We start from the raw sequence: 21,049 nt of genomic DNA on the forward strand, positions 1-21,049 counted from the left end.
AGAGGAGCGAGCGATGCAACGGGACGTAGTGGTGGTAAGCGGTGTGCGTACGGCAATCGGCGGTTTTGGCGGCAGTCTGAAGGATTTTCCGCCAACGGATCTCGGCGCACGCGTCGTACGTGAAGCGCTGGCGCGTGCGAACGTGTCGGGCGACGAAGTCGGCCACGTGGTGTTCGGCAACGTCGTGCATACCGAACCGAAAGACATGTATCTGGCCCGCGTGGCGGCCATCAATGGTGGCGTCGCGCAACACGCGCCCGCGTTGACGGTCAACCGCCTGTGCGGCTCGGGCTTGCAGGCCATCATCTCGGCCGCGCAAAGCGTGCTGCTTGGCGATGCCGACATCGCGATCGGCGGCGGTGCGGAGAACATGAGCCGCGCGCCGTACTCCATGCCGGCTGCGCGCTTTGGTCAGCGCATGGGCGACGCGCGCCTCGTCGACATGATGGTCGGCGCGCTGAACGACCCATTCCAGTCGATCCATATGGGCGTGACTGCCGAGAACGTCGCGCGCAAATACGAGATTTCGCGCGAAACGCAGGACGCGCTCGCGCTCGAATCGCACCGCCGCGCGGCCAACGCGATTTCCGCTGGCTACTTCAAGGACCAGATCCTGCCGATCACGATTCCGTCGAAGAAGGGCGACGTCGTGTTCGATACGGATGAGCACGCGCGCATGAACGCGACGGCAGAAGACTTCTCCAAGCTGAAGCCGGTGTTCGCTAAAGAGAATGGCACGGTGACGGCCGGCAACGCGTCGGGTATCAACGACGCCGCCGCGGCGGTCGTGCTGATGGAACGCAGCGTCGCTGAAAAACGCGGCATCAAACCGCTGGCACGGCTGGTTTCGTACGCGCATGCCGGCGTCGATCCGGCGTACATGGGCATCGGCCCGGTGCCGGCCACGCGCAAGGCACTCGAGCGCGCCGGCCTGACGGTCGCCGATCTGGATGTGATCGAAGCGAACGAAGCGTTTGCCGCTCAGGCATGCGCGGCCAGCAAGGAACTCGGCTTCGATCCGGCCAAGGTCAATCCGAACGGCTCGGGCATTTCGCTCGGTCACCCGATCGGCGCGACTGGCGCACTGATTACCGTCAAGGCACTGTATGAATTGCAGCGGGTCGGCGGACGCTATGCGCTGGTGACGATGTGTATCGGCGGCGGCCAGGGTATCGCGGCGATCTTCGAACGGATCTGAAGCCGGCGGCGGGGCGGCGCAAGGCAATGCGGCGCGTCGTCTTTTCCCGCCGAACGAAGCCCGGTAGCAAACGGGTAGCAAACCAGTACCGAGCGGTATCAGGCAACAAGGAAAGAAAGGATGCAGGAATCGAAAGCGATGAAGGGTGCGTTGCGCCGACGCGGTTGGGCAGTTCCTCAGGGGAACTTCCTGCGGGGCGTAGTGGGCGTGGCCGCATTGCTGTGTGCCGGCGCCGGGGCTGTGCTGCCCGCGCAGGCATGGGCGCAAAGCGACGCGGTGAAGGAACTGGCAGCGCCCCCGCCGATTCAGTTGCCGCTCAAGCCGAGCCCCGAATTCGCGAAGTTTCCACGCTACGCCGGCATGCTGGGCACGCGGCAGATCGTGTTGCGGCTCGGCGCGAAAACCGACGACCCCGCTGGCGTGCATGGTGAGTATCAGTACACCGATACCGGCGAGGTGATCCTGATCGCGGGCGACCGTGACGGCGATACGCTCGAAGTCGAGGAATCGAACGACGGTACCCATATCACCGGAAACTGGGTGGGCAAGTTTGCCGCCGACGGTTCGGTGTCGGGCGACCGGATGAACGTCGACGATTCCGACCCGCAGCCGTTCGATCTGAAACCACTGGCCGCGGGGCAGGCCGTGCCGGCTGCTTCGCCGGCGGCCAATACGGCAGCCAGCAAGGCGGCGCTTACGCCGCAGCCGTCGGCCGGCAGTGCAGCGCCCGCTTCGGCGGCAAGCAGCGGTCGCGCCGTCGGTGGGGTTAGCAACCTGCAAACCGGCGAATGAGGCCCACTTAAACCATGACCCAATCCAAACTCAAACGCGGCTTGCAGACCCGCGTCGTGCGTGCCGAAGACCAGCTCACTCCGGGCTTCGAGTCTTTCTCGATGCCGGTGACGCGCGCCTCGACAGTCGTGTTTCCCGATCTTGCGACAATGCGCGCGCTCGACTGGAAAAACGACGCGCAATGGCGCTATGGGCTGCATGCCACGCCAACTTCACTCGTGCTGGCGCAGCGGCTTGCCACGATCGAAGGGGGTAATCACGCGCTGTTGCAGCCCTCGGGGTTGTCGTCGATTTCGAACGTGTACTTCGGTCTTTTGAAGACCGGCGACGACGTGCTGATTCCTGATAACGTCTACTCGCCGAACCGCGACCACGGGGACTGGCTGGCGCGTGACTTCGGCATCACCGCGCGCTACTACGATCCGATGATCGGCGCGGGGATCGCGGATCTGATCCAGCCGAATACGCGTCTGATCTGGCTGGAAGCACCCGGTTCGGTCACGATGGAAGTGCCCGACATACCCGCCATCACGGCGGTGGCGCGCGCGCGCAACGTCGTTACGGCGATCGACAATACCTGGTCCGCGGGGCTGGGTTTCCGTCCGTTCGACTACGGCGTCGATATCTCGGTGCAGGCCTTGACCAAATACCAGTCAGGTGGCGGCGACGTATTGATGGGCGCGACGATTACCGTCGATCGCGAGTTGCATCTGAAGCTGAAGGCAGCGCGCATGCGCACGGGCATCGGTGTGTCGTCGGATGACTGCTCGCTCATTTTGCGCAGTCTGCCGACCATGCGATTGCGCTTCGAGCAGCATGACCGCGCGGCGCTTGAACTGGCCAAATGGCTGAAGACGCGTCCGGAGATTGCCGCGGTCTTGCACCCGGCGTTGCCCGATTGTCCGGGGCATGAGTTTTTCGAGCGCGACTTCACGGGGGCGGGCGGCCTGTTCTCCGTCGTGTTCGACGCACGTTACAGCGCGGCGCAAATCGACACGTTCTGCGAGTCGCTCGAGTTGTTTTCGCTCGGCTGGAGCTGGGGCGGCGCGCACAGTCTCGCGATGCCGTATGACATCGCCTCGATGCGCACGGAAGGTCAATGGCCAAATCGCGGTACCTTGGTGCGGTTCTATATCGGTCTGGAAGAAGAAGCCGATTTGCGCGCCGATATCGAACAGTGTCTGCAGGCGCTGGGTTGAACGCCTGAGCTGCATTGTTGATTGCTGAAACGTGAAAAGCCCATCGAGGATATGTCCCGATGGGCTTTTTATTTTGTCAAGATAGCCAGCAAGCCTAACCATTTGGCAGAGTGGTCGACGCCGGATTCCAACGCTACGATCGTGCACGTTATGACTAACGACTACCGCACGATGGTGAGCTTTGATGAATCTATTCTTCTGGATGTTACTGAATCTTGGCGTGCCGATTGTCGGCCCGATCTTCACGTTAACGCTCGTCGCACCCACGCACGGCTGGCGCGTCGCGAAGACGTTGATCGCCGCATCGGTGAAAGACGGCCAACTGTTCTGGTGCGCAATCGGGCTGTGTGCAGCTGCGGTTTATGAGGCAGTAACCGCGTTGGAGAACGGGAGTGGCGTGGTGGCTACCCTCGCGTTCGCCATTGCCGGATTCTGCGTGCTGGCGTTCGCCTGCTCGATGATCGTGATGTCATCCCTCGTGAACGCACATCACGAGCGGACGGCTACATGCATTCGTGACAGGAAGAAACGATTTGTCGCAGGGTCATTGTCGCGAGTGGCAATCGGCGTCTCGATCCTCACAATATCCATCGCTGCCATCTCCTTCGCAATCCTACACGTGCGTCTGATTTAGATTTCTTAGATAACGTAGGTTTTATACTGATCGACTTACGGGAGGTACTCATGCACAAAATTTTCACGTTTCTGGAATCAGACGAAAATTACGCCCGCGTTCTGAAGTGGGCGACCGTCGTCGTATGCGCCATTGCGGTGTACATGTTGGGCGTGTTCACAATAGGCTTCTGAACAAACAACGCGCCTCTCTGCGCTGGCCGCCGTTGCGCCGGCCAGCGCAAATTCAAGACCTCAGAACAAGCGCAGCAACCCATCCAGTCCAACGTGGTTGAACGCCACGCTGGCTGCCTCGCGCACCACGGGCTTCGCGCGAAATGCTACGGAAAGTCCGGCAGCCGCCATCATTTTCAGATCGTTCGAACCGTCGCCCATTGCAATTGCGCGGGTCGGCTCGATACCCAGTTGGGTGCACGTCTCGCGCAACGTACGTGCCTTCACGTCGGCGTTGACGATCTCGCCAATTACGTTGCCGGTCAGTTTTCCATCAACGATTTCGAGCGTATTCGCGCGTGTGAAATCGAGGCCGAGCCGGGTCTTCAGTTTCTCGGTGAAGAACGTAAATCCGCCGGACACCAGCAACGTCTTCAATCCCGCTGCTTTCGCGCCGGCCAGCATCTGTTCGGCACCCGGTGAGAGTTGCAGCCGTTCTTCATAAACATGCTCTAGCGCGCCGGCATCGAGTCCCTTGAGCAGTGCCACGCGACGCGTCAAGCTCTCGTTGAAGTCCTTGATTTCACCGCGCATCGACGCTTCGGTGATCGCGGCGACTTCTGCTTTCAGGCCGCAGAAGTCGGCGATTTCATCGATGCATTCGATCGTGATCAGCGTCGAGTCCATATCCATCGCCACAAGGCCGAAGTCGCGCAACTGGCGGCCGGGTTCGACGAACGCGTAGTCCAGTTGATGCGTGCCGCAATAGACATCGAGGTCGGCGCGCTGCGCAATGTTCGCGTTGGCGATACGAATCGCGTTCGCGTCGATGACGGCGGCCTGCGAGCCACGCGCAAGCGCGACGAGCGTTTTGTGGTGGTCGGCGGAAAGGGGCGCGATGCTTTGAATGACGAGGTTCATGGACGGCGCATTGACGCAGAAAAGGACGGGCGCGCGGCTCGCGCGGAAAATCCCGCCATTGTAACGGTTCGGCGGCATCCAACCTGTCAGGCCCAACCCACCCGGCTGGAAACCCGTCGTGCAACTCACCGGGTGCGCCGGCCGGCATTCCGCCGTGCAATGATCAGGCGCCCGCGTCATACTGGCGCTTCGAACAACACCCCGCAGCCCATCGTGCCCGCAGGATCCGCCGCGCCTATGACGTGCGCACCGCACCGCACACGGCGCGCATTGGCGCTTGCGATGAGGCGCATTGCCACGGAGACAACCATGACCCCCGCGACCGCCAGCGACGCGTCCACCCTTGCGCGCGACTTCGACCTGCGCCATCTGAGCCCAGCGTTCCATGCCGATCCGTACCCGGTCTACCATGCGCTGCGTGCCCATGAGCCGGTCAAACGCATGCCCGACGGCTCGCTGTTTCTGACGCGTTTTCGCGACGTGCAAGCGGTCTACCGCGACCCGAAAACGTTCAGTTCCGACAAGACCGTCGAATTCAAACCGAAGTACGGCGACTCGCTCCTTTACACCCATCACACCACCAGTCTCGTCTTCAACGATCCGCCGCGTCATACGCGGGTGCGCAAACTGATCGCCGGCGCGCTGACGGCGCGGGCGATCGCGGCGATGGAGCCGGGGCTGATCCGCCTCGTCGACGGCTTGCTCGACGCTGCCGCGGCGCGCGGCCGGATCGATCTGATTGGCGAGTTCGCGTCGGCGATTCCGGTCGAGATCATCGGCAATCTGCTGGATGTGCCGCACGCTGAACGCGAGCCGTTGCGCGACTGGTCGCTGGCGATACTCGGTGCGCTTGAGCCGTCGCTGAGCGAGGCGCAACTCGAACGGGGAAACCGCGCAGTCAGCGAATTCGTCGCGTATTTACGCGATCTGGTGGCGCGGCGCCGGCGCGCACCCGGCGATCCGCAGCACGACGTGCTGACACGTCTGATCCAGGGCGAGCAGGGCGGCGAACAGTTGTCGGAAATGGAACTGCTGCAAAACTGCATTTTCATTCTGAACGCTGGTCATGAGACCACCACGAATCTGATCGGCAACGGCCTTGTCACCTTCACCGAGTGGCCGGCGCAGCGTGCCGCGTTACTGCGTGACCCGTCGCTTATCGAGTCGGCAGTCGAAGAGTGTTTGCGGTTCGAGAGCTCGAATCAGTTGGGCAACCGGATGACGACGGTCGACACGGAGATCGGCGGCGTCGCGGTGGCGCACGGTACGCCCGTCACACTGTGCATCGGCGCGGCCAATCGTGACCCGGAGCAATTCCCGGAACCAGACCGTTTCGATCTCCGCCGCGATCCGAACCGGCATCTGGCGTTCGGCTTCGGCATTCATCAGTGCGCGGGTTTGTCGCTCGCGCGACTCGAGGCGCGCATCGCGATTGGACGCTTCGTGCAGCGCTTTCCGGCGTATCGGCTCGACGGTGATCCGACGCGGGGCGGACGCGTACGGTTTCGCGGCTTTGCCGCCGTGCCGATCGAACTCGAACCGGCAAGCGGCGGTTGAAGATCGGCGTGTGCCTGGCGCTGATCGACGCGCCCGCAAGCGCCGTATCTTTTGCCGGGATGGCGCAAGACTTACAGCCGATGCCCGTGACGACCGGCGCAGCGCCACGGCGGCAATAGCGTCGAGAGCCGTGACAGCCGCCGTCGTGCCGAGCCAGGGATAGCGCGCGAAACCGTGGCACGCTTGCTGCTTCCCCGAAGGTCCTAGGCCTTGGGGAGCGCACGATGGCACATATGATCTGGAAGGGCGCAATCAGCTTCGGCCTTGTCCACGTACCAGTCCAGCTGTATCCGGCCACGCAGTCGGAGAAAGTCGGCTTCAATCTGCTGGACAAGCGCACGATCGATCCGATCGGCTACAAGCAGATTAACAAGCGTACCGGCAAGGAGGTGGCGCGCGAGAATATCGTGCGCGGCTTCGAGTACGAAAAGGACAAATACGTTGTCCTCTCGGACGAGGAGATTCAATCGGCCAATCCCGAGTCGACGCAAACGGTCGATATCCTCGCCTTCGTCGAGGCACCTGACATCTCATTCCTCTATCTCGACACGCCGTATTTCCTGAGCCCGGATCGCAAGGGCGAAAAGGTGTACGCGCTGCTGCGCGAAGCGATGAAGGCGTCGGGCAAGATTGGCGTGGCGAGCGTTGTGCTGCACAACAAGCAGCATCTCGCGGCGCTGATTCCGGTCGGGCCGATGCTGGCGTTGAATACGCTGCGCTGGGCCGCCGAGGTTCGCGATTTCGACGAATTCAAACTGCCGCCCGAAGGGATGAAAGCAGCCGGCATTAGCGCGCGCGAACTCGACATGGCGAAAAAGCTGATCAACGACATGAGCAACAAGTGGGATCCAGCGCAATACCACGACACGTTCCACGACGACATCATGGCGCTGGTCGATCGAAAGATCCGCGCGGGGAAGACTGAGGAAATCGCCGAAGTCGAGGCGCCGCGCGAGTCGCGTCAATCCGCTGACATTCTCGACTTGTCCGACCTGCTCAAACGCAGCCTCGGTCGCGGCAAAGGCAGGCCGGCGGCGGGCGCGCGCAAGCAGGCGGCGAGACACGAAGAGGCCGCCGAGACCGACGCCGCGCCAACCGGGCCCGCCCGCAAGAAGCCGCGCGCGGCGCGTTCGGCGAGTACGGGCCGCAGCGGCGGTAAGCAGGACGACAAGCAGGACGGCAAGCGGGACGACAAGCGGGACGGTAAGCGGGACGACAAGCGGGACGACAAGCGGGGCGGCGCGAGCGCCAAGGCGCCGCCGGCGGCCCACAAACGCCGCGCGGCGGCCTGATCGGTCTCCGGGTCACCAACCCCGCGCCAGCTCGCCCGCGGAGGCGCTCATCGCCATGAAAGACAGGCTCGATCTCTACAACCGTAAGCGGCGCTTCGACGAAACGCCGGAGCCGCCACCGGCTGCGGCTGCGCGTAAGAGCGGTCGCGGGAGGGCGGCGCGCGCATCGAACGCAGCACTGTCGTACGTGATTCAGGAGCACCACGCGCGACGGTTGCATTACGACTTCCGGCTCGAACTGAACGGCACCTTGCTGTCGTGGGCGATACCAAAGGGACCGAGCCTCGATCCGTCGGTGAAACGGCTGGCGGTGCACGTCGAAGATCATCCGGTCGAATATGGTTCGTTCGAAGGCGAGATTCCGCCGGGGCACTACGGCGCGGGAACGGTGATCGTCTGGGACCGCGGGACGTGGGAGCCGGCCGGCGGCGCGGCTGAGGCCATCAACTCGTATCAGGCGGGCAAGCTCAAATTTCGGCTCCACGGCGAAAAACTGCACGGCGGCTGGACGCTGGTGCGCAGTCATATGCGCGGCAGCGGCGACAAGGAGCAGTGGCTGCTGATCAAGGAGCGTGACGACCAGGCTCAGAGCGAGAGCGAATACGACGTCGTAACCGCGCGTCCGGGCAGCGTGTTGAACGGCAGTGCGCGAACCGGCAGTACCCCCCGGTCCACAAGGCGCGCGAAGCCGAAGACGAATGCGAGCGAGTCCACACGCGGGGGCGTAGGCGCAGGCTCAAGCTCAAGCTCAAGCTCAAGCGTAAACGGCGCCGCGAGCACAACGCTGGCGATTACTGCAAACCCCTCGATAGCAGGCGCGCTCAAAGCCCCATTGCCCGCCAGGTTCAAGCCACAACTGGCGACGCTCGTCGACGCCGCGCCACCCGGCGATGAATGGGCCTACGAGGTCAAGTTCGACGGCTACCGCGTGCTGGCCCGCATCGATCGAAAGGCGAAGACCCGTGCGGTCAAGCTATTCACGCGCGGGGGCAACGATTGGACCGCGAAGTTCGGCAAGCAGGTGAAGGCGCTCGAACAACTCGACATTGACAGTGCGTGGCTCGATGGCGAAGCGGTGGTGCTCGATGAAAACGGTCTGCCGGATTTTCAGGCGCTGCAAAACGCATTCGACGCGAACCGCCCGCAGGACATCGTCATCTTTTTGTTCGACGTGCCGTTTCTGAACGGCTATGACTTGCGCGGCGTGCCGCTCGAGCAGCGCCGCACGATTTTGCGCGCGGTAATTGATGAGCACACCGGTGACGGGCCTGACGGCAGCGTGCTGCGCTTTTCCCGCGACTTCGCGTTCAGTGCCGGCGAACTATTGAGGAGCGCGTGCGACATGGCGCTCGAGGGAATCATCGGCAAACGGCGCGATAGCGGCTACACATCGGGGCGTTCGTCCGCGTGGATCAAGTTGAAGTGCCGGCGGCGTCAGGAGTTCGTGATCGGCGGTTATTCGGAGCCATCCGGGCGCCGTGCGGCGTTCGGTGCGCTGTTGCTCGGCGTCTACGACGGCGCAGGCAAACTGCGCTACGCCGGACGTGTCGGCACGGGCTTCGACGCTGGCTTGCTGGACTCGGTCAAGAAGGAACTCGACGCGCACGAGATCAAGCGGATGCCGTTCGCGAGCGCGCCGCGCGAACGTAGCCGCACGCCGGTGCATTGGGTCGAGCCGGTACTCGTTTGCGAATGTAATTTCGCTGAATGGACGAGCGATGGCATCGTGCGGCAGGCGTCGTTCGTGAGCCTGCGCAACGACAAACCGGCGCGGCAGATTATCAGGGAAGCCCCCCGTAAAGGAGCCGACATGCAAAAGCAAACCGATACCGCATCCGACACGGTGCCGAAGAAGCGTACGAGGCGAAAAGCCGTCGAGATCTCCTCAGCCGGGTCCGCCGGTCAAAGCGCGAAGAGGGCGTCAGCAACGCGGGCGGCCGCCAGAGCGCCGACAAAAAAAGTCACCGTGGCGAAATCGGAAACTGCCGCGACGCCAGCCGAAGTCGCGGGCGTCCGTGTATCGCATCCTGAGCGCATCATCGACAAGCGCGCCGGCATTCGAAAAATCGATCTCGTGCGCTACTACGAATCGGTCGCGGACTGGATGCTGCCGTATTTGCAGGACAGGCCGGTGTCGCTGGTGCGCGCGCCCGAAGATATCGGCGGCGAGCTGTTCTTCCAGAGGCACAGCCAGAAACTGTCGATTCCCAACGTCACGCAGCATTCCGGACTCGACCCGGGCCACCCGCCGCTAATCACCGTCGACACGCTGGGAGCGCTGGTCGGCGCGGCGCAAATGGGTACCGTTGAATTTCATACGTGGAACGCCGTGGTGTCGAACATCGACAAGCCGGATCGCATGGTGTTCGATCTCGACCCCGGTGCGTCGCTTGGTTGGGAGCGGATGATCGAGGCGGCGCACCTGACGCACTCACTACTCGAAGAACTCGGTCTGACCTCGTTCTGCAAGACGAGCGGCGGCAAAGGCTTTCACGTGGTGGTGCCGCTCACGAAGCACGCCGGCTGGGACGAGGTGAAAGCGTTTTCACAAGCGCTCGCGCAGCATATGGCGACGACGCTGCCCAAGTACTTCAGCGCGAAGATGGGGGCGCAGAACCGCAAGCAGAAGATCTTCGTCGATTACCTGCGCAACAACCGCGGCTCGAGCACGGTAGCGGCCTTTTCGGCACGCGCCCGGCCGGGGCTGGGCGTTTCTGTGCCGCTCTCGTGGGACGAAGTCGCCGCCACCACGAGCGGCGATCAATGGACCATCGAAAACGTGCACGAGCGTCTCGAAGATCTCAGGCGCGACCCGTGGGCGGAGTACGCGAAGACGCGTCAGCGCATTACCGCCGCGATGAAAAAACGTCTGGATGAGGCGGCGTGAGCGCGACCCAGTCGGCCTCATCCAACCTGAAACAGGAGCAAGCCATGAAGACCTCACCGCAATCATCCGACGGCGACAAGCATGCCGACCCGCACGCAAAGAAGCGTTCTCTTCAGGAGGCGCCGGCGCCGTTGCCGCATGAAACCGATCAGAATCCGGAGTCGCAACACGAGAGTTCGCCGCGCCGCGTCGGCAAGCAGGCGCATAGCGACATCGAGCGCGGGCTGAAGGACACGGACCGCCGCGGCGGTGACGAGTATCAGCAGAAAACGCAGAACGACGCGCACGCTGACGTCAACTCCGATGGCAAGGCCGGCGGTGGCGGGCGCGGCAAGCGCTGACGACGGTGCGCTGAGCGCGTTGACCGGTTCGGCTCATTGCGGCTCGGCGTCCCAATACGGCGGATCGCCGAAATGCGCGGCGAGGAATTCGATGAACGCGAGTGTTCTCGGCGGCACGAACGCGCGGCTCGGATAGACCGCCCAGATCGCCACATTTTCCGCGAGCGGATAGGTGTCGAGCACGCTCACCAGTTCGCCGCTGCGCAGATACGGCGCCACGTCCCAGCTCGATTTGAGCGCGATGCCGAAACCGGCCAGCAGGGCGTCGCGAATCACCTCCCCGTTGTCGACGACGAGGCGTCCGCTCACGCGTACCTCCAGCGGACCGGCGGGCGTCACGAATGCCCAGTCGCGCTGGTCGGAGAGGATGATGCATTCATGCTGGGCCAGGTCCGAAGGATGGTGCGGCATGCCACGCCCGGCGAAGTACGCGGGCGCGGCGCACAGCACACGGCGGTTCACGGCGAGACGCCGCGCCACCAGCGACGAATCCTTGAGCACGCCGATGCGGATCGCCACGTCGATACCCGCATCGACCAGATCGACCAACTGGTCCGTCAGCCGCAGATCGACGCTCACGCCGGGATAACAGCGCAGAAACTCGCTGACGACTGGCGAAACGTGTTGCCGACCGAACGACGACGGCATCGACACCCGCAAGCGCCCCTGCGGCTCGGTCTGCGCGTGACCGACCGAGGCGCGGGCCGCGTCGGCCGCGTCAAGCAATGTCTGGGCGCGGGTCATGAACACTTCGCCGTCCTGCGTGAGACTGATACGGCGGGTGGTCCGATGCAAGAGACGTGCGCCGAGGCGTTTTTCCAACTGGGCGATACGCGCACTGGCCACCGCCGCCGACAGGCCGAATTCGCGGCCGGCTGCCGACACGTTGGCGAGCAGGGCGGCCCGCACGAACAAGGCGACGTCGAGCAGATCGAGTCGTTCCCGTTCGCTGGACGGGGGCCTTACGCCGGGTTTTGCCGAGGATTTTGCCGGATCATCAGGATGGTCCATTATTCTGAAATTCAAAAAGATGTTTCAGTCATTATGACGCTTTTATGAGAATAAGAACCACCTTAGGATAACGGCAATGCTATCGATTGGTCCGCACGGCGCGAGGCGCCGTATCCAACGATCGCCGGTCTCTCAACCTCGTCTGAAACAACAGGAGCTGTGATGAAAGCCGTAGGTCTCTATCGCTATTTGCCGATCGATCAAGCCGAGTCTCTGGTCGATGTCGACATTGCCCAACCCGAAGCCACCGGCCGCGACCTGCTGGTGAAGGTCGAAGCCATCTCCGTCAATCCGGTTGACTTCAAGGTGCGGGCCCCGAAAGACACCGTCGAGAAAACGCCGCGCGTGCTGGGCTGGGACGCCGCCGGCACGGTGGCGGCAGTCGGCCCGGAGGTGACGCTGTTCAAGGTCGGCGACCCGGTTTTTTATGCGGGCAGCATCACGCGGCCGGGAGCGAATAGTGAATTCCATCTGGTCGACGAGCGCATTGTGGGGCGCAAGCCGGCGTCGCTCGACTTCACGCACGCAGCCGCCTTGCCGCTCACAGCGATCACGGCCTGGGAGGCGCTGTTCGACCGCCTCGGCGTGTCGCCGCAAGGCGCGCACGAGGGCCGCACCGTGCTCATCATCGGTGGAGCGGGCGGGGTCGGGTCGATCGGTATCCAGTTGGCCAAACAACTGGCGAAGCTGACGGTGGTCGCGACCGCCTCGCGTCCTGAGTCCGCGAAGTGGGCGACGGAGTTGGGCGCGGATCATATCGTCGATCACTTCGGCGATATGCCCGCGCAGTTGAAAAAGCTCGGCATCGATCAGGTCGATTACGTGCTGATTTTCAACGATACCGACAGGAATTTCCCGGCGGCCGCTGAAGTGCTCAAGCCGCAGGGCGGGATTTGCACCATCGTCGAAAACAGCCAGCCGCTGCCGGTCGAATTATTGAAGGCGAAAAGCGCCGCGTTCCACTGGGAGTTCATGTTCACGCGTTCCATGTTCGGCACGCCGGACATGATCGAGCAGCATAAGCTGCTGACCGAAGTGGCGCGTCTCGTCGATGCGGGCACGTTGCGCACCACGGTCGGCCAGGCACTCGGCAAGATCAATGCGGAGAATCTGCGCCGCGCGCATCGAATGCTGGAAGAAGGGCGCGCGATTGGCAAGCTGGTTCTGACGGGTTTCTAAACCGCGCGGACTTGCACGGCTTGTGCGGCTTGTGTGGTTCTGTCAGATTGCGCGCGCAGAAAACGTCTCATTGCAAGCGGGGTAACACCCGATTCGTATGAAGCGCGCGCAGCGCCGCTTGGCGGTAGACTGGTGGGGCATCATGCTAAAACAGTTGCGTGTCTCGCGAGTCGTCTGAGCAGGCCTCAATCCGGTCTCCGCCGGGTCTCCACCAGGTCTCAACGAGGCCTCGACCCGGTTTGAACCACGCATCAATCAGGCTTCGGTCAGGCGGTGCATTGGCAGTAACGGTTGAGCGAGCGCGCAGCGGCACAACAACGAGGTGACAGTATGAGCTCAAGCTTCAAACTCTCCGCCGTTTCAGTTGTCGCTTCTCTCGCATGCGCGCTTGCGCCCGGCATGCTTGTGACGGCGGCGCACGCCGCTACGCCGATTACGGTGACGTCTCAATCCGCCCTCGACGGGCCGATCCGCTACACGGTCCGCGTCACATCGAAACAGTTCGGCAATTCACAGGAAACGCGCACGATCCGCTCCGGCGAATCGGACGACTTCACGTGGAAAACCGTGCCGCCTGGCGGCCCCGTGCCCGCGACGGATAGCTGCCCGAACTATTCGTCGCTCCCGACCGATTCCAACGGCGCGATGATTCGTCAGACGCAGATCCGTTTCGCGCCGGTTGTCGCCGGCGACGGCACCGCGTCCGTGCAATTGAGCTTCCAGGCGCAGACGCCGCACGGCGTGAAGACGGTGAAGAGCGGTAGCAAAACGCTCAAGTGTCCGAACGACGTGACCGTCAGCCAGATTCTGCGTTTTACGATGCCGACCAACGGCAGCACCAAAACACTGACGCTCAGCGACGGCACCGAAGTGGCGGTCACCGCGAAACGTTGACACGTGCGCGGTGAATGGGGCGTTGTCGATAGGCAGACAGGCAGGCCACGGCTTGCGCGGCACACCTGTTTGCCTTCTCAACGCTGCGTCACAGCCCGCTCCACCAGCCTTGCGGACAGAAACCGGTGCTCCGCGGAGAAAAGCCGCCGATACGTGAGCAGCACGGCGCCCACCGTGCCCAGGGCCGACGCCGCCGCGATCAGGAACATGATCACGATCTGATAGCGCACCGCCTGCAATGGCGACTGCCCGGCCAGCACCTGCCCGGTCATCATGCCGGGCAAACTCACCACGCCGACCACGGCCATCTGATTCAGCGTGGGCATCATGCCCGCGCGGACCGCCTGGCGTGCCGGCGCCTGCGCCGCTTCCCAGCGGGTGGCGCCGAGCGCGAGCGCCATATCCACACGGTCGCGCCGCGCGGTGAGTTCCTCGGTCATCCGCTCGATGCCGAGCGATACGCCGGTCAGTGTATTGCCGAGGATCATGCCGAGAATTGGAATCGCGTACTGCGGCTCGTACCACGGGTGAATGCGGATCACGACGAAAAGGCCAACCGCGGCCACCAGCCACGAGCTGACCCAGATCGACAGCACGCTGTCCGCCCGCTGACCCGCATACGTGCGACTGCCGCGCTGCGCGCCCGCGAAGCCGGCGATCAGCGTCATCACGACCATCAAGGGCAGCACCACGAACCAGTGGTCGTAACGGAACACCCAGCCGAGCACATAACCGATCGCCAGCAACTGCACGACGGTGCGTACCGCGGCCCACGCGAGCTTGCGTTCGAGGTCCAGCTTGAGCGCTACCGACACCGCGCCGTTCACCACGATCAGCAGCGCGGCGATCGCGACGTCCCAGAGGCTCAGGTTTTGCAAGGTCATTGGTCGAGCTCCTGACGCGCGGGCACCGCCACGGTTTCGTCGAGCACGCCGGCGCGCATCGTGAGATGCCGTGCGCTCATACGCGCGGCTTGCGCCGGGTCGTGCGACACCCACATCGACGCATGCCGGCCGGGATCGGCGGCGAACCACGCGTGCACCAGTGCTTCGATCGCGTGGGACGACTCCGGGTCGAGCGAAGCGGTGGGTTCATCCAGCAACAGCACTTCGGGGGCAAGTTGCAGCACGCGGATCAGCGCGGTGATCTGCGCTTCCCCGCCTGACAATTCGCTCGCGCGTTTGTCGAGAAAATCGTCGCTGCGGCCGGCCTGAGTGGCGAGGCTCGCGGCGCGTGCGCGGTCGAAGCGCACGTCGCGATAGGTGCGCAATGCGTAGGGGTAACGCAGATTGTCCTCGACGCTGCCGTCCAGCAACGCCGGCCGCTGCCGGATATAGGCGATGTTGCGCCGGTAACGGGGAATGGCGGCGCGCTCGACCGGCGCGCCGTGCCACATGATGCGTCCGGCATCGAGCGGATCGAGCAGGGCGAGGGCGCGCAGAAACACGCTCTTGCCCGAACCCGACGGCCCGGTGACCGCGACGCGGTCACCTGCGTTGAGGGCGAAGGTGGTGGGTTGCAGCAGCGTCTGCCCGCGCAATGCATCGCGCCGGACGATGCCGTCGGCGAGGACGAAGGGAACATCGGTCATGGTTGGATCATGGGTGAATTTTTGCGTGGATTTGGCGCTCGCCATGACATTGATTGACGCTCATTGACATTTCGCATCGCAGGTAACCCGTGCCCGGGGCTCTGCGGCATGATAAAACGACACCCTTAAGACAGTATTACCAGGCACGATACGTGCTGCCCCGATGCATAACGAAGAATAAAGGCGGAGCTTCTCAATGGCGGTATCGAGCACGATTGGAAGACGGATAGGAAAAATCATCGCATGGCTGGTGGCGATCATCGTCATTCTGATTGTCGCGCTGACTATTTTTATTCTGACCTTTGACTGGAACCGGGCGCGGCCTTATATCGACGACAAGGTCACGCAGGCGATCGGCCGGCCGTTCGCGATCAACGGCGACCTGAAAGTCGGGTGGCGGCGTCCGGTCGGCGAGACCGGCTGGAGCAGTTGGGTGCCCTGGCCGCGGTTCTCGGCGGCCGATATCACGGTAGGCAATCCCGCTTGGGCCAAACAGCCGCACTTCGCGACGCTCGACGAAATCGACTTCGAGGTCAAGGTGTTGCCGCTGCTCGCGCACGATATCGTGATTCCCGCGATCAATCTCGTGAATCCGTCGGTCGACGTCGAACGACTGCTCGACGGACGCAATAACTGGACCTTCAAACTGGCGTCTTCCAGCGGGCCTTCCGAATGGCGGCTCGAACTGCACGACATCGCGTTCGCGAAAGGCAACGTCGCGCTGTCCGACCAGCAGACGAAGGTCGAGTTGCAGGTGGCCATCGATACGCTAGGCCAGCCGATTCCGATCGGCGAGGTGATGAAGCAGCAGGAGGCGGCCTCGCGCAGCGCCTCGGCGGAGGCGGTCGGCAAGGCCGGCGCGGGCAAGCTCGCTGCGCAGGCTAACGCGCAGGCTGCGTCGGAAGCTGCTGCGGCGTCAGCGGCGGCGGCTTCCGGTGCTTCGTCGGCGGAGGCCGCCGCGTCCGGCGCGAGCGCGGCAAATGGCGCCTCGGGTACGCTCGCTGCAAGTGGAGCGAACGGTGTGAGCGAGGGTGCAGGTGCCGGTGCAAGCGCGGGTGCAAGCGGCGCGGCGGTCGCCTCGGCATCGGGCGCCAGCGCCGCAAGTCCGGCCAACGCTGCCAAACCGGCAATCCCGCCTTACGCGATCGGTTGGACCGTCAAGGGAACCTACAACAAGACGCCGGTGTCCGGCAGCGGCAAGGTCGGCGGCGTGCTGGCATTGCAGGACGCGAACCGCCCGTTCCCGGTGCAGGCCGATGTGAAGGCCGGCGATCTGCGCGTCGGCCTCGTGGGCACGATCACCGACCCGGCGCATCTTGCCGCCGTCGATTTGCGCCTCTGGCTGCAAGGCAACAGCCTCGCGCGGCTGTATTCGCTGACGGGGGTGACCTTGCCCGATACGCCGCCGTATGCGACCGAGGGCCGCCTCGTCGGTCAGTTCAAGTCCAGCGGCAGCGTTTTCAAGTATGAGAACTTTACGGGCCGGGTGGGCGGCAGCGATCTGAATGGTTCGCTGACATACACGGCACGTGAACCGCGTCCGCTGCTGCAGGGCGAACTGGTGTCGCATCTGCTGCAATTCGCCGACCTGGCGCCGGTCATCGGCGCGGACTCGAAAGCCAGCAAGGCGAAGCGCGGCGACGCGACGGTGCAGCCGGCCAACAAGGTGCTGCCGGTGGAAGCGTTTCGCACCGACCGCTGGAAAGCGATCGACGCCGACGTGAAGTTCACGGGGAAGCGCATCGTCAAGGACACCAACCTGCCGATCACCGACCTGTACACGCACGTCGTGATGAGTGACGGCATGCTGTCGCTCGAGCCGCTGAAGTTCGGTGTGGCGGGCGGCTCGCTGTCATCGGATATTCATCTGGACGGCAGCACGACGCCACTGAAGGGGCGTTTCGCGACGTCGGCACGGCATCTGAAGCTCAAGCAGTTGTTCCCGAACTTCAAGACGATGCAGAACGCGCTCGGCGAAATCAACGGCGACGCCGCACTGAGCGCGACCGGGAATTCGCCGGCGGCGTTGGCGGCGACCTCGAACGGCGAGGTCAAGGCGCTCGTGACCGACGGGACCGTGAGCCGCCTGCTGATGGAAGCCGCGGGGCTGAACGTGGCGAACGTGGTCTACGAAAAAATGTTTGGCAATCGCGACGTGAAGATCAACTGCGCGGCGGCGGACTTTGTCGCGACGAATGGTGTGCTGGATTCGCGTATTTTCGCGCTCGACACGGACGACGCGGTGATCAATATCGACGGCAATGTGAATCTGCGCGACGAATCGTTGGATCTTGGCGTGCATCCGCATACCAAGGGTTTCCGGGTGTTTTCGCTGCGCTCGCCGCTCTATGTGAAGGGGACGTTCAAGGATCCGCACGTTGGGGTGAATGCCACCGCGCTGGCGCTGCGAGGCGCCGCCGTTGTCGGGCTCGGGTTGATCAATCCGTTTGCGGCGCTGATTCCGCTGCTTGCGCCTAGCAATAACAAACCGCTGCCTTGCGGGCAGTTGCTGTCGCAGGTTCGTCAGGCGCCGGGCGCGCCGCCGCCGGGCGTGAAGCAGGCCCCCAAACCGGCTATTTCCCTCGACGGTACGCCGGTGAACAAGTCTTCCGCTGACGCTCGTTCGCCGGCGGCGGCCGAAAAGAAGCCTGCGGCAGTCATGCCGCCGGCCACGGCGGCCGAATACAAGGGGAGCTGATGCTGTTTGCCTGGCTTGCGGCCGATTGGAATGGCCGCCGTGCAGGCAGGAGACAAAAAGCGAGACAAACACGGAAAATCGGCGCCGCGTTCCTGAAAACGCCGCGCCGATCAAGAAAGGGAAAGGTCTACCTGAGCGAGCGCGGAGCGGCGTCTCCCGCCGCATCCTGCCGACGAACCCCCCGCCGGGCACCGCCGACGCGGGTAGCGCCAAACTCCGTCAGAATCTTGCCTCGAGCCCGGCTGGCAAACACCAGGAACCCGAACCCATCGGCTTCATACCAGTACCCGCCATTCTCGAGCCCATCGAGCGGCTGCTCCAACGCATTGGTAATGGATTCGATACAGCGGCGCCGCAATTCGGCGGGCGCCGGATAGGGCGGTTGTGCGCCTCGTACGCTGCACAGCAGAACATCGAGCCCTGGTAGCACATGCGCATAGAGTACGGGCTCGTCTTGCGCTCGAGCGCGCGCAATTTTGGTGTCGAGCTGACCGAATGGCTTGAAATGCCGTAGTACCGCGAGGAACGACTCATCGCCGTCCACCTTCGCGCGTCTACGCTTTTTCGGGAAGGACATAAAAATTCGCCTGAAAAAGAATTGCAAGAAACGCAGCGTCCTCATGCGACAACTCCCGGCTTCGCGCGCCGCACGTCGATCTTTTATAGCATACGACAAGGTCGGATTCACGATGATTCGGCGTCTCCGCCGTCCCACCGCCTCCCGCACGAATCATGCCGAACCGCCTCGCCGCGCGCTTTCCCTTCCCAGCACATCTGTCTCCATCATAGACTCAGGCGCCACCGAAAAAACATCCCGTATCAATAAAAAAGTCATTTTTGTGTGGGCAAGCGCATCCTGCCACTACGTTGAAATATCTCACATTCACGTCGATAATGGCCCGTCCGGCTGCACCGGGGCGGCCTCGCCAATCCCGCGCCGCAACGGGCTGTCCGTGCGATGCGGCGAGGCGAGTGGTCCGTGCCGGACTGGCAAGCACGCCGCGGCTTGAACGACCCTTCGGGCGAACATGAAACTATTCACCAAGGGTCTGCTGCTGATTGCAGTGCCGAGCGTGGTCGAGCTGGCGCTTCTGGGCGTCGTCTTCGATACCCAGGAGCAAACGGCGCAGGCCGCGCAGTGGGTCAGTAACAGCAAGCAGATCCTGTATCAGTCGTCGGCCATTGTCGATCCGCTGCTGCGTCAGGCCGCGCGGGTCCGCACGGGCATGGTCGTCGGCGATCCGTCGTTTATCGACCGTCATACCGTGTGGGTCGATCTCGGCGACCGGCTTTCGAACCTCGAAACACTGGTGACCGGCACGCCGCAACAGGCCGAACGCGTACGCAAGATGCAACAGGCGATCGAAGCGTATCGCGTGCAGGCTGCCGCGATTGCGCAGGCGCTGCGCGTGGGACACAGCGTGAATTCGTTTGCCGCACTGGACACCGGCGCGCTCCCCTCGCAGATCGCACTGTTTCGCGACCAGCTCGCCGAGTTTGGCAACGAGGCAGCGCGGCTCGACGCCGAGCGCTCCGCGGCGCTGGCACGACGCTACGAACGCCAGCAATACGCGCTGATCGCCGCGGTGCTGGGGTCGATGCTGATCTGGGCCGTCACCGCGGTGGTATTTGCGCGCAGCATCGGCCGGCGTCTGGAAGTGTTGACGGGCAACGCCGAACGTCTGGGTCGCGGCTGGGAGTTGGCGGCGCCGCTGTCCGGTAGCGACGAAATTGCCGCGCTCGACGCGGTGCTGCACCAGACCGGCGCGCGCCTGCGCGAGGCCGACGGCGAGCAGACCCTGCTGAAAGCGCGGCTCGAGGCACGTGCGCGGGAACTGGCGGGCGTGAACGAAGAGTTGCGCCAGGAGACGCAAGACAATGAAATGTTCATCTACAGCGTGTCGCACGATCTGCGCTCGCCGCTGGTGAATCTGCAAGGTTTTTCGAAGGAGTTGCAGGTGTCGTGTGACGAACTGGACAACCTCGTCGAGGCGGCGAAACTGCCGGAGCCCGAGCACCGGCGCATGGTGCACATCCTTGACGGCGACGTGCGCGAGTCGCTGCAGTATCTGCGCACCGCGGTGACGCAGGCGGCGGCGATCATCGACGCGCTCTTGCGGATTTCGCGTGCCGGCCGGCTCGAATACCAGTGGCAGCGGGTGAGCGTCGGACGGGTGGTGGGGCGGGTGGTCGACGCGATGCAGAGCGTGATTAGCCAGCGGGCGACGGTGGTCACCGTGCGCGAATTACCGCCCGCATGGGGCGATCCTGGCGCGATCGAGCAGATTTTCAGCAACCTGGTCGGCAATGCACTCAATTATCTCGACCCGGCGCGCAATGGGCGCATCGAGATCGGCGCGCTGGAGCCGGAACCCGTCGACGAGACGGAACCGCGCGCGGTACGCACGCGCACTTATTATGTGCGTGACAACGGCCTCGGGATTCCGGCAGCTTACATGTCGAAGGTGTTCCGGGCGTTTCAGCGTTTGCACGGCGACGTCGCGCACGGAGACGGGGTGGGCCTCGCGATGGTGCGGCGCATGGTGGAGCGGCATGGCGGCCGCATTTGGGTCGAGTCCGCGGAAGGCGCGGGATCGACCTTTTTCGTCGTGTTGCCGGAACAGCCCGCGCGCAATTGAGGTGGGACAGTCGCCAGGAGAAACTGTGGGGATAGCTAAAAACATGATGCAAAAACGGATTGTC

17 protein-coding genes are annotated in these 21,049 nt (G+C 63.5%); 12 read left to right on the top strand and 5 right to left on the bottom strand.

From position 1 onward, the window contains the following. Positions 1–13 precede the first annotated feature (13 nt). The 4 genes from bktB (at position 14) to PQR67_RS11270 (ending at position 3,823) form a co-directional block, all read left to right on the top strand. Positions 14–1,198, top strand: a complete 1,185-nt coding sequence (gene bktB / locus PQR67_RS11255) for a beta-ketothiolase BktB (protein ID WP_408458352.1) — start codon at positions 14–16, stop codon at positions 1,196–1,198. Positions 1,199–1,318: 120 nt separating this feature from the next. Next, entirely contained in the window at positions 1,319–1,990 is a 672-nt protein-coding gene (locus PQR67_RS11260) for a hypothetical protein (RefSeq protein WP_408458355.1), read from the top strand. Between the two features lie 14 nt (positions 1,991–2,004). After that, a complete protein-coding gene (locus PQR67_RS11265; RefSeq protein ID WP_408458358.1) occupies positions 2,005–3,189 on the top strand; it encodes a cystathionine beta-lyase in 1,185 nt (394 codons plus the stop codon). 184 nt (positions 3,190–3,373) lie between these two features. After that, a complete protein-coding gene (locus PQR67_RS11270; protein ID WP_408458360.1) occupies positions 3,374–3,823 on the top strand; it encodes a hypothetical protein in 450 nt (149 codons plus the stop codon). Between the two features lie 233 nt (positions 3,824–4,056). On the opposite strand, the gene serB is transcribed toward PQR67_RS11270, so the two are convergent. Continuing rightward, entirely contained in the window at positions 4,057–4,896 is an 840-nt protein-coding gene (gene serB, locus PQR67_RS11275; protein WP_408458363.1) for a phosphoserine phosphatase SerB, read from the bottom strand. Positions 4,897–5,205: 309 nt separating this feature from the next. Here serB and PQR67_RS11280 point away from each other — a divergent pair, with 309 nt between their 5' ends. From PQR67_RS11280 to PQR67_RS11295, 4 genes are all read left to right on the top strand, one after another. Continuing rightward, positions 5,206–6,453 (top strand): cytochrome P450, encoded by a 1,248-nt coding sequence (locus tag PQR67_RS11280; RefSeq protein WP_408458366.1) that lies wholly within the window; start codon positions 5,206–5,208, stop codon positions 6,451–6,453. Between the two features lie 224 nt (positions 6,454–6,677). After that, on the top strand, positions 6,678–7,745 hold the full coding sequence (gene ku, locus PQR67_RS11285; protein ID WP_408458368.1) for a non-homologous end joining protein Ku: 1,068 nt from the start codon (positions 6,678–6,680) through the stop codon (positions 7,743–7,745). Between the two features lie 55 nt (positions 7,746–7,800). After that, positions 7,801–10,632, top strand: a complete 2,832-nt coding sequence (gene ligD, locus PQR67_RS11290; RefSeq protein ID WP_408458371.1) for a DNA ligase D — start codon at positions 7,801–7,803, stop codon at positions 10,630–10,632. Between the two features lie 44 nt (positions 10,633–10,676). Beyond that, positions 10,677–10,973: a hypothetical protein gene (locus tag PQR67_RS11295; protein ID WP_408458373.1), complete on the top strand. Its 297-nt coding sequence runs from the start codon at positions 10,677–10,679 to the stop codon at positions 10,971–10,973. A 33-nt stretch (positions 10,974–11,006) separates the two neighbouring features. On the opposite strand, the gene PQR67_RS11300 is transcribed toward PQR67_RS11295, so the two are convergent. After that, positions 11,007–11,984 (bottom strand): LysR family transcriptional regulator, encoded by a 978-nt coding sequence (locus PQR67_RS11300; RefSeq protein WP_408458376.1) that lies wholly within the window; start codon positions 11,982–11,984, stop codon positions 11,007–11,009. A 162-nt stretch (positions 11,985–12,146) separates the two neighbouring features. On the opposite strand from PQR67_RS11300, the gene PQR67_RS11305 reads away from it, so the two are divergent. Both PQR67_RS11305 and PQR67_RS11310 read left to right on the top strand, forming a co-directional pair. Further along, a complete protein-coding gene (locus PQR67_RS11305) occupies positions 12,147–13,163 on the top strand; it encodes a zinc-binding alcohol dehydrogenase family protein (protein ID WP_408458379.1) in 1,017 nt (338 codons plus the stop codon). Positions 13,164–13,493: 330 nt separating this feature from the next. After that, complete coding sequence (locus PQR67_RS11310) at positions 13,494–14,057, top strand: DUF6013 family protein (protein WP_408458382.1); 564 nt, start codon at positions 13,494–13,496, stop codon at positions 14,055–14,057. Positions 14,058–14,134: 77 nt separating this feature from the next. Here the strand turns inward: PQR67_RS11310 and PQR67_RS11315 are convergent, their stop codons facing one another. Both PQR67_RS11315 and PQR67_RS11320 read right to left on the bottom strand, forming a co-directional pair. Beyond that, a complete protein-coding gene (locus PQR67_RS11315) occupies positions 14,135–14,941 on the bottom strand; it encodes an ABC transporter permease (RefSeq protein WP_408458385.1) in 807 nt (268 codons plus the stop codon). Next, the gene (locus PQR67_RS11320; RefSeq protein ID WP_408458388.1) at positions 14,938–15,648 is read right to left on the bottom strand and encodes an ABC transporter ATP-binding protein; all 711 of its coding nucleotides are present in this window, start codon (positions 15,646–15,648) and stop codon (positions 14,938–14,940) included. The genes PQR67_RS11315 and PQR67_RS11320 overlap by 4 nt, the downstream gene beginning before the upstream one ends. Positions 15,649–15,844: 196 nt before the next feature. On the opposite strand from PQR67_RS11320, the gene PQR67_RS11325 reads away from it, so the two are divergent. Beyond that, on the top strand, positions 15,845–18,346 hold the full coding sequence (locus tag PQR67_RS11325) for an AsmA family protein (RefSeq protein ID WP_408458390.1): 2,502 nt from the start codon (positions 15,845–15,847) through the stop codon (positions 18,344–18,346). A 127-nt stretch (positions 18,347–18,473) separates the two neighbouring features. Here the strand turns inward: PQR67_RS11325 and PQR67_RS11330 are convergent, their stop codons facing one another. Continuing rightward, the gene (locus PQR67_RS11330) at positions 18,474–18,968 is read right to left on the bottom strand and encodes a hypothetical protein (protein WP_028196609.1); all 495 of its coding nucleotides are present in this window, start codon (positions 18,966–18,968) and stop codon (positions 18,474–18,476) included. A 406-nt stretch (positions 18,969–19,374) separates the two neighbouring features. On the opposite strand from PQR67_RS11330, the gene PQR67_RS11335 reads away from it, so the two are divergent. Continuing rightward, positions 19,375–20,985 (top strand): sensor histidine kinase, encoded by a 1,611-nt coding sequence (locus PQR67_RS11335; protein WP_408458393.1) that lies wholly within the window; start codon positions 19,375–19,377, stop codon positions 20,983–20,985. Positions 20,986–21,049 lie beyond the last annotated feature (64 nt).

The organism is Paraburkholderia fungorum (genome assembly GCF_046026025.1).
GTDB classification, from domain to species: domain Bacteria; phylum Pseudomonadota; class Gammaproteobacteria; order Burkholderiales; family Burkholderiaceae; genus Paraburkholderia; species Paraburkholderia fungorum_E.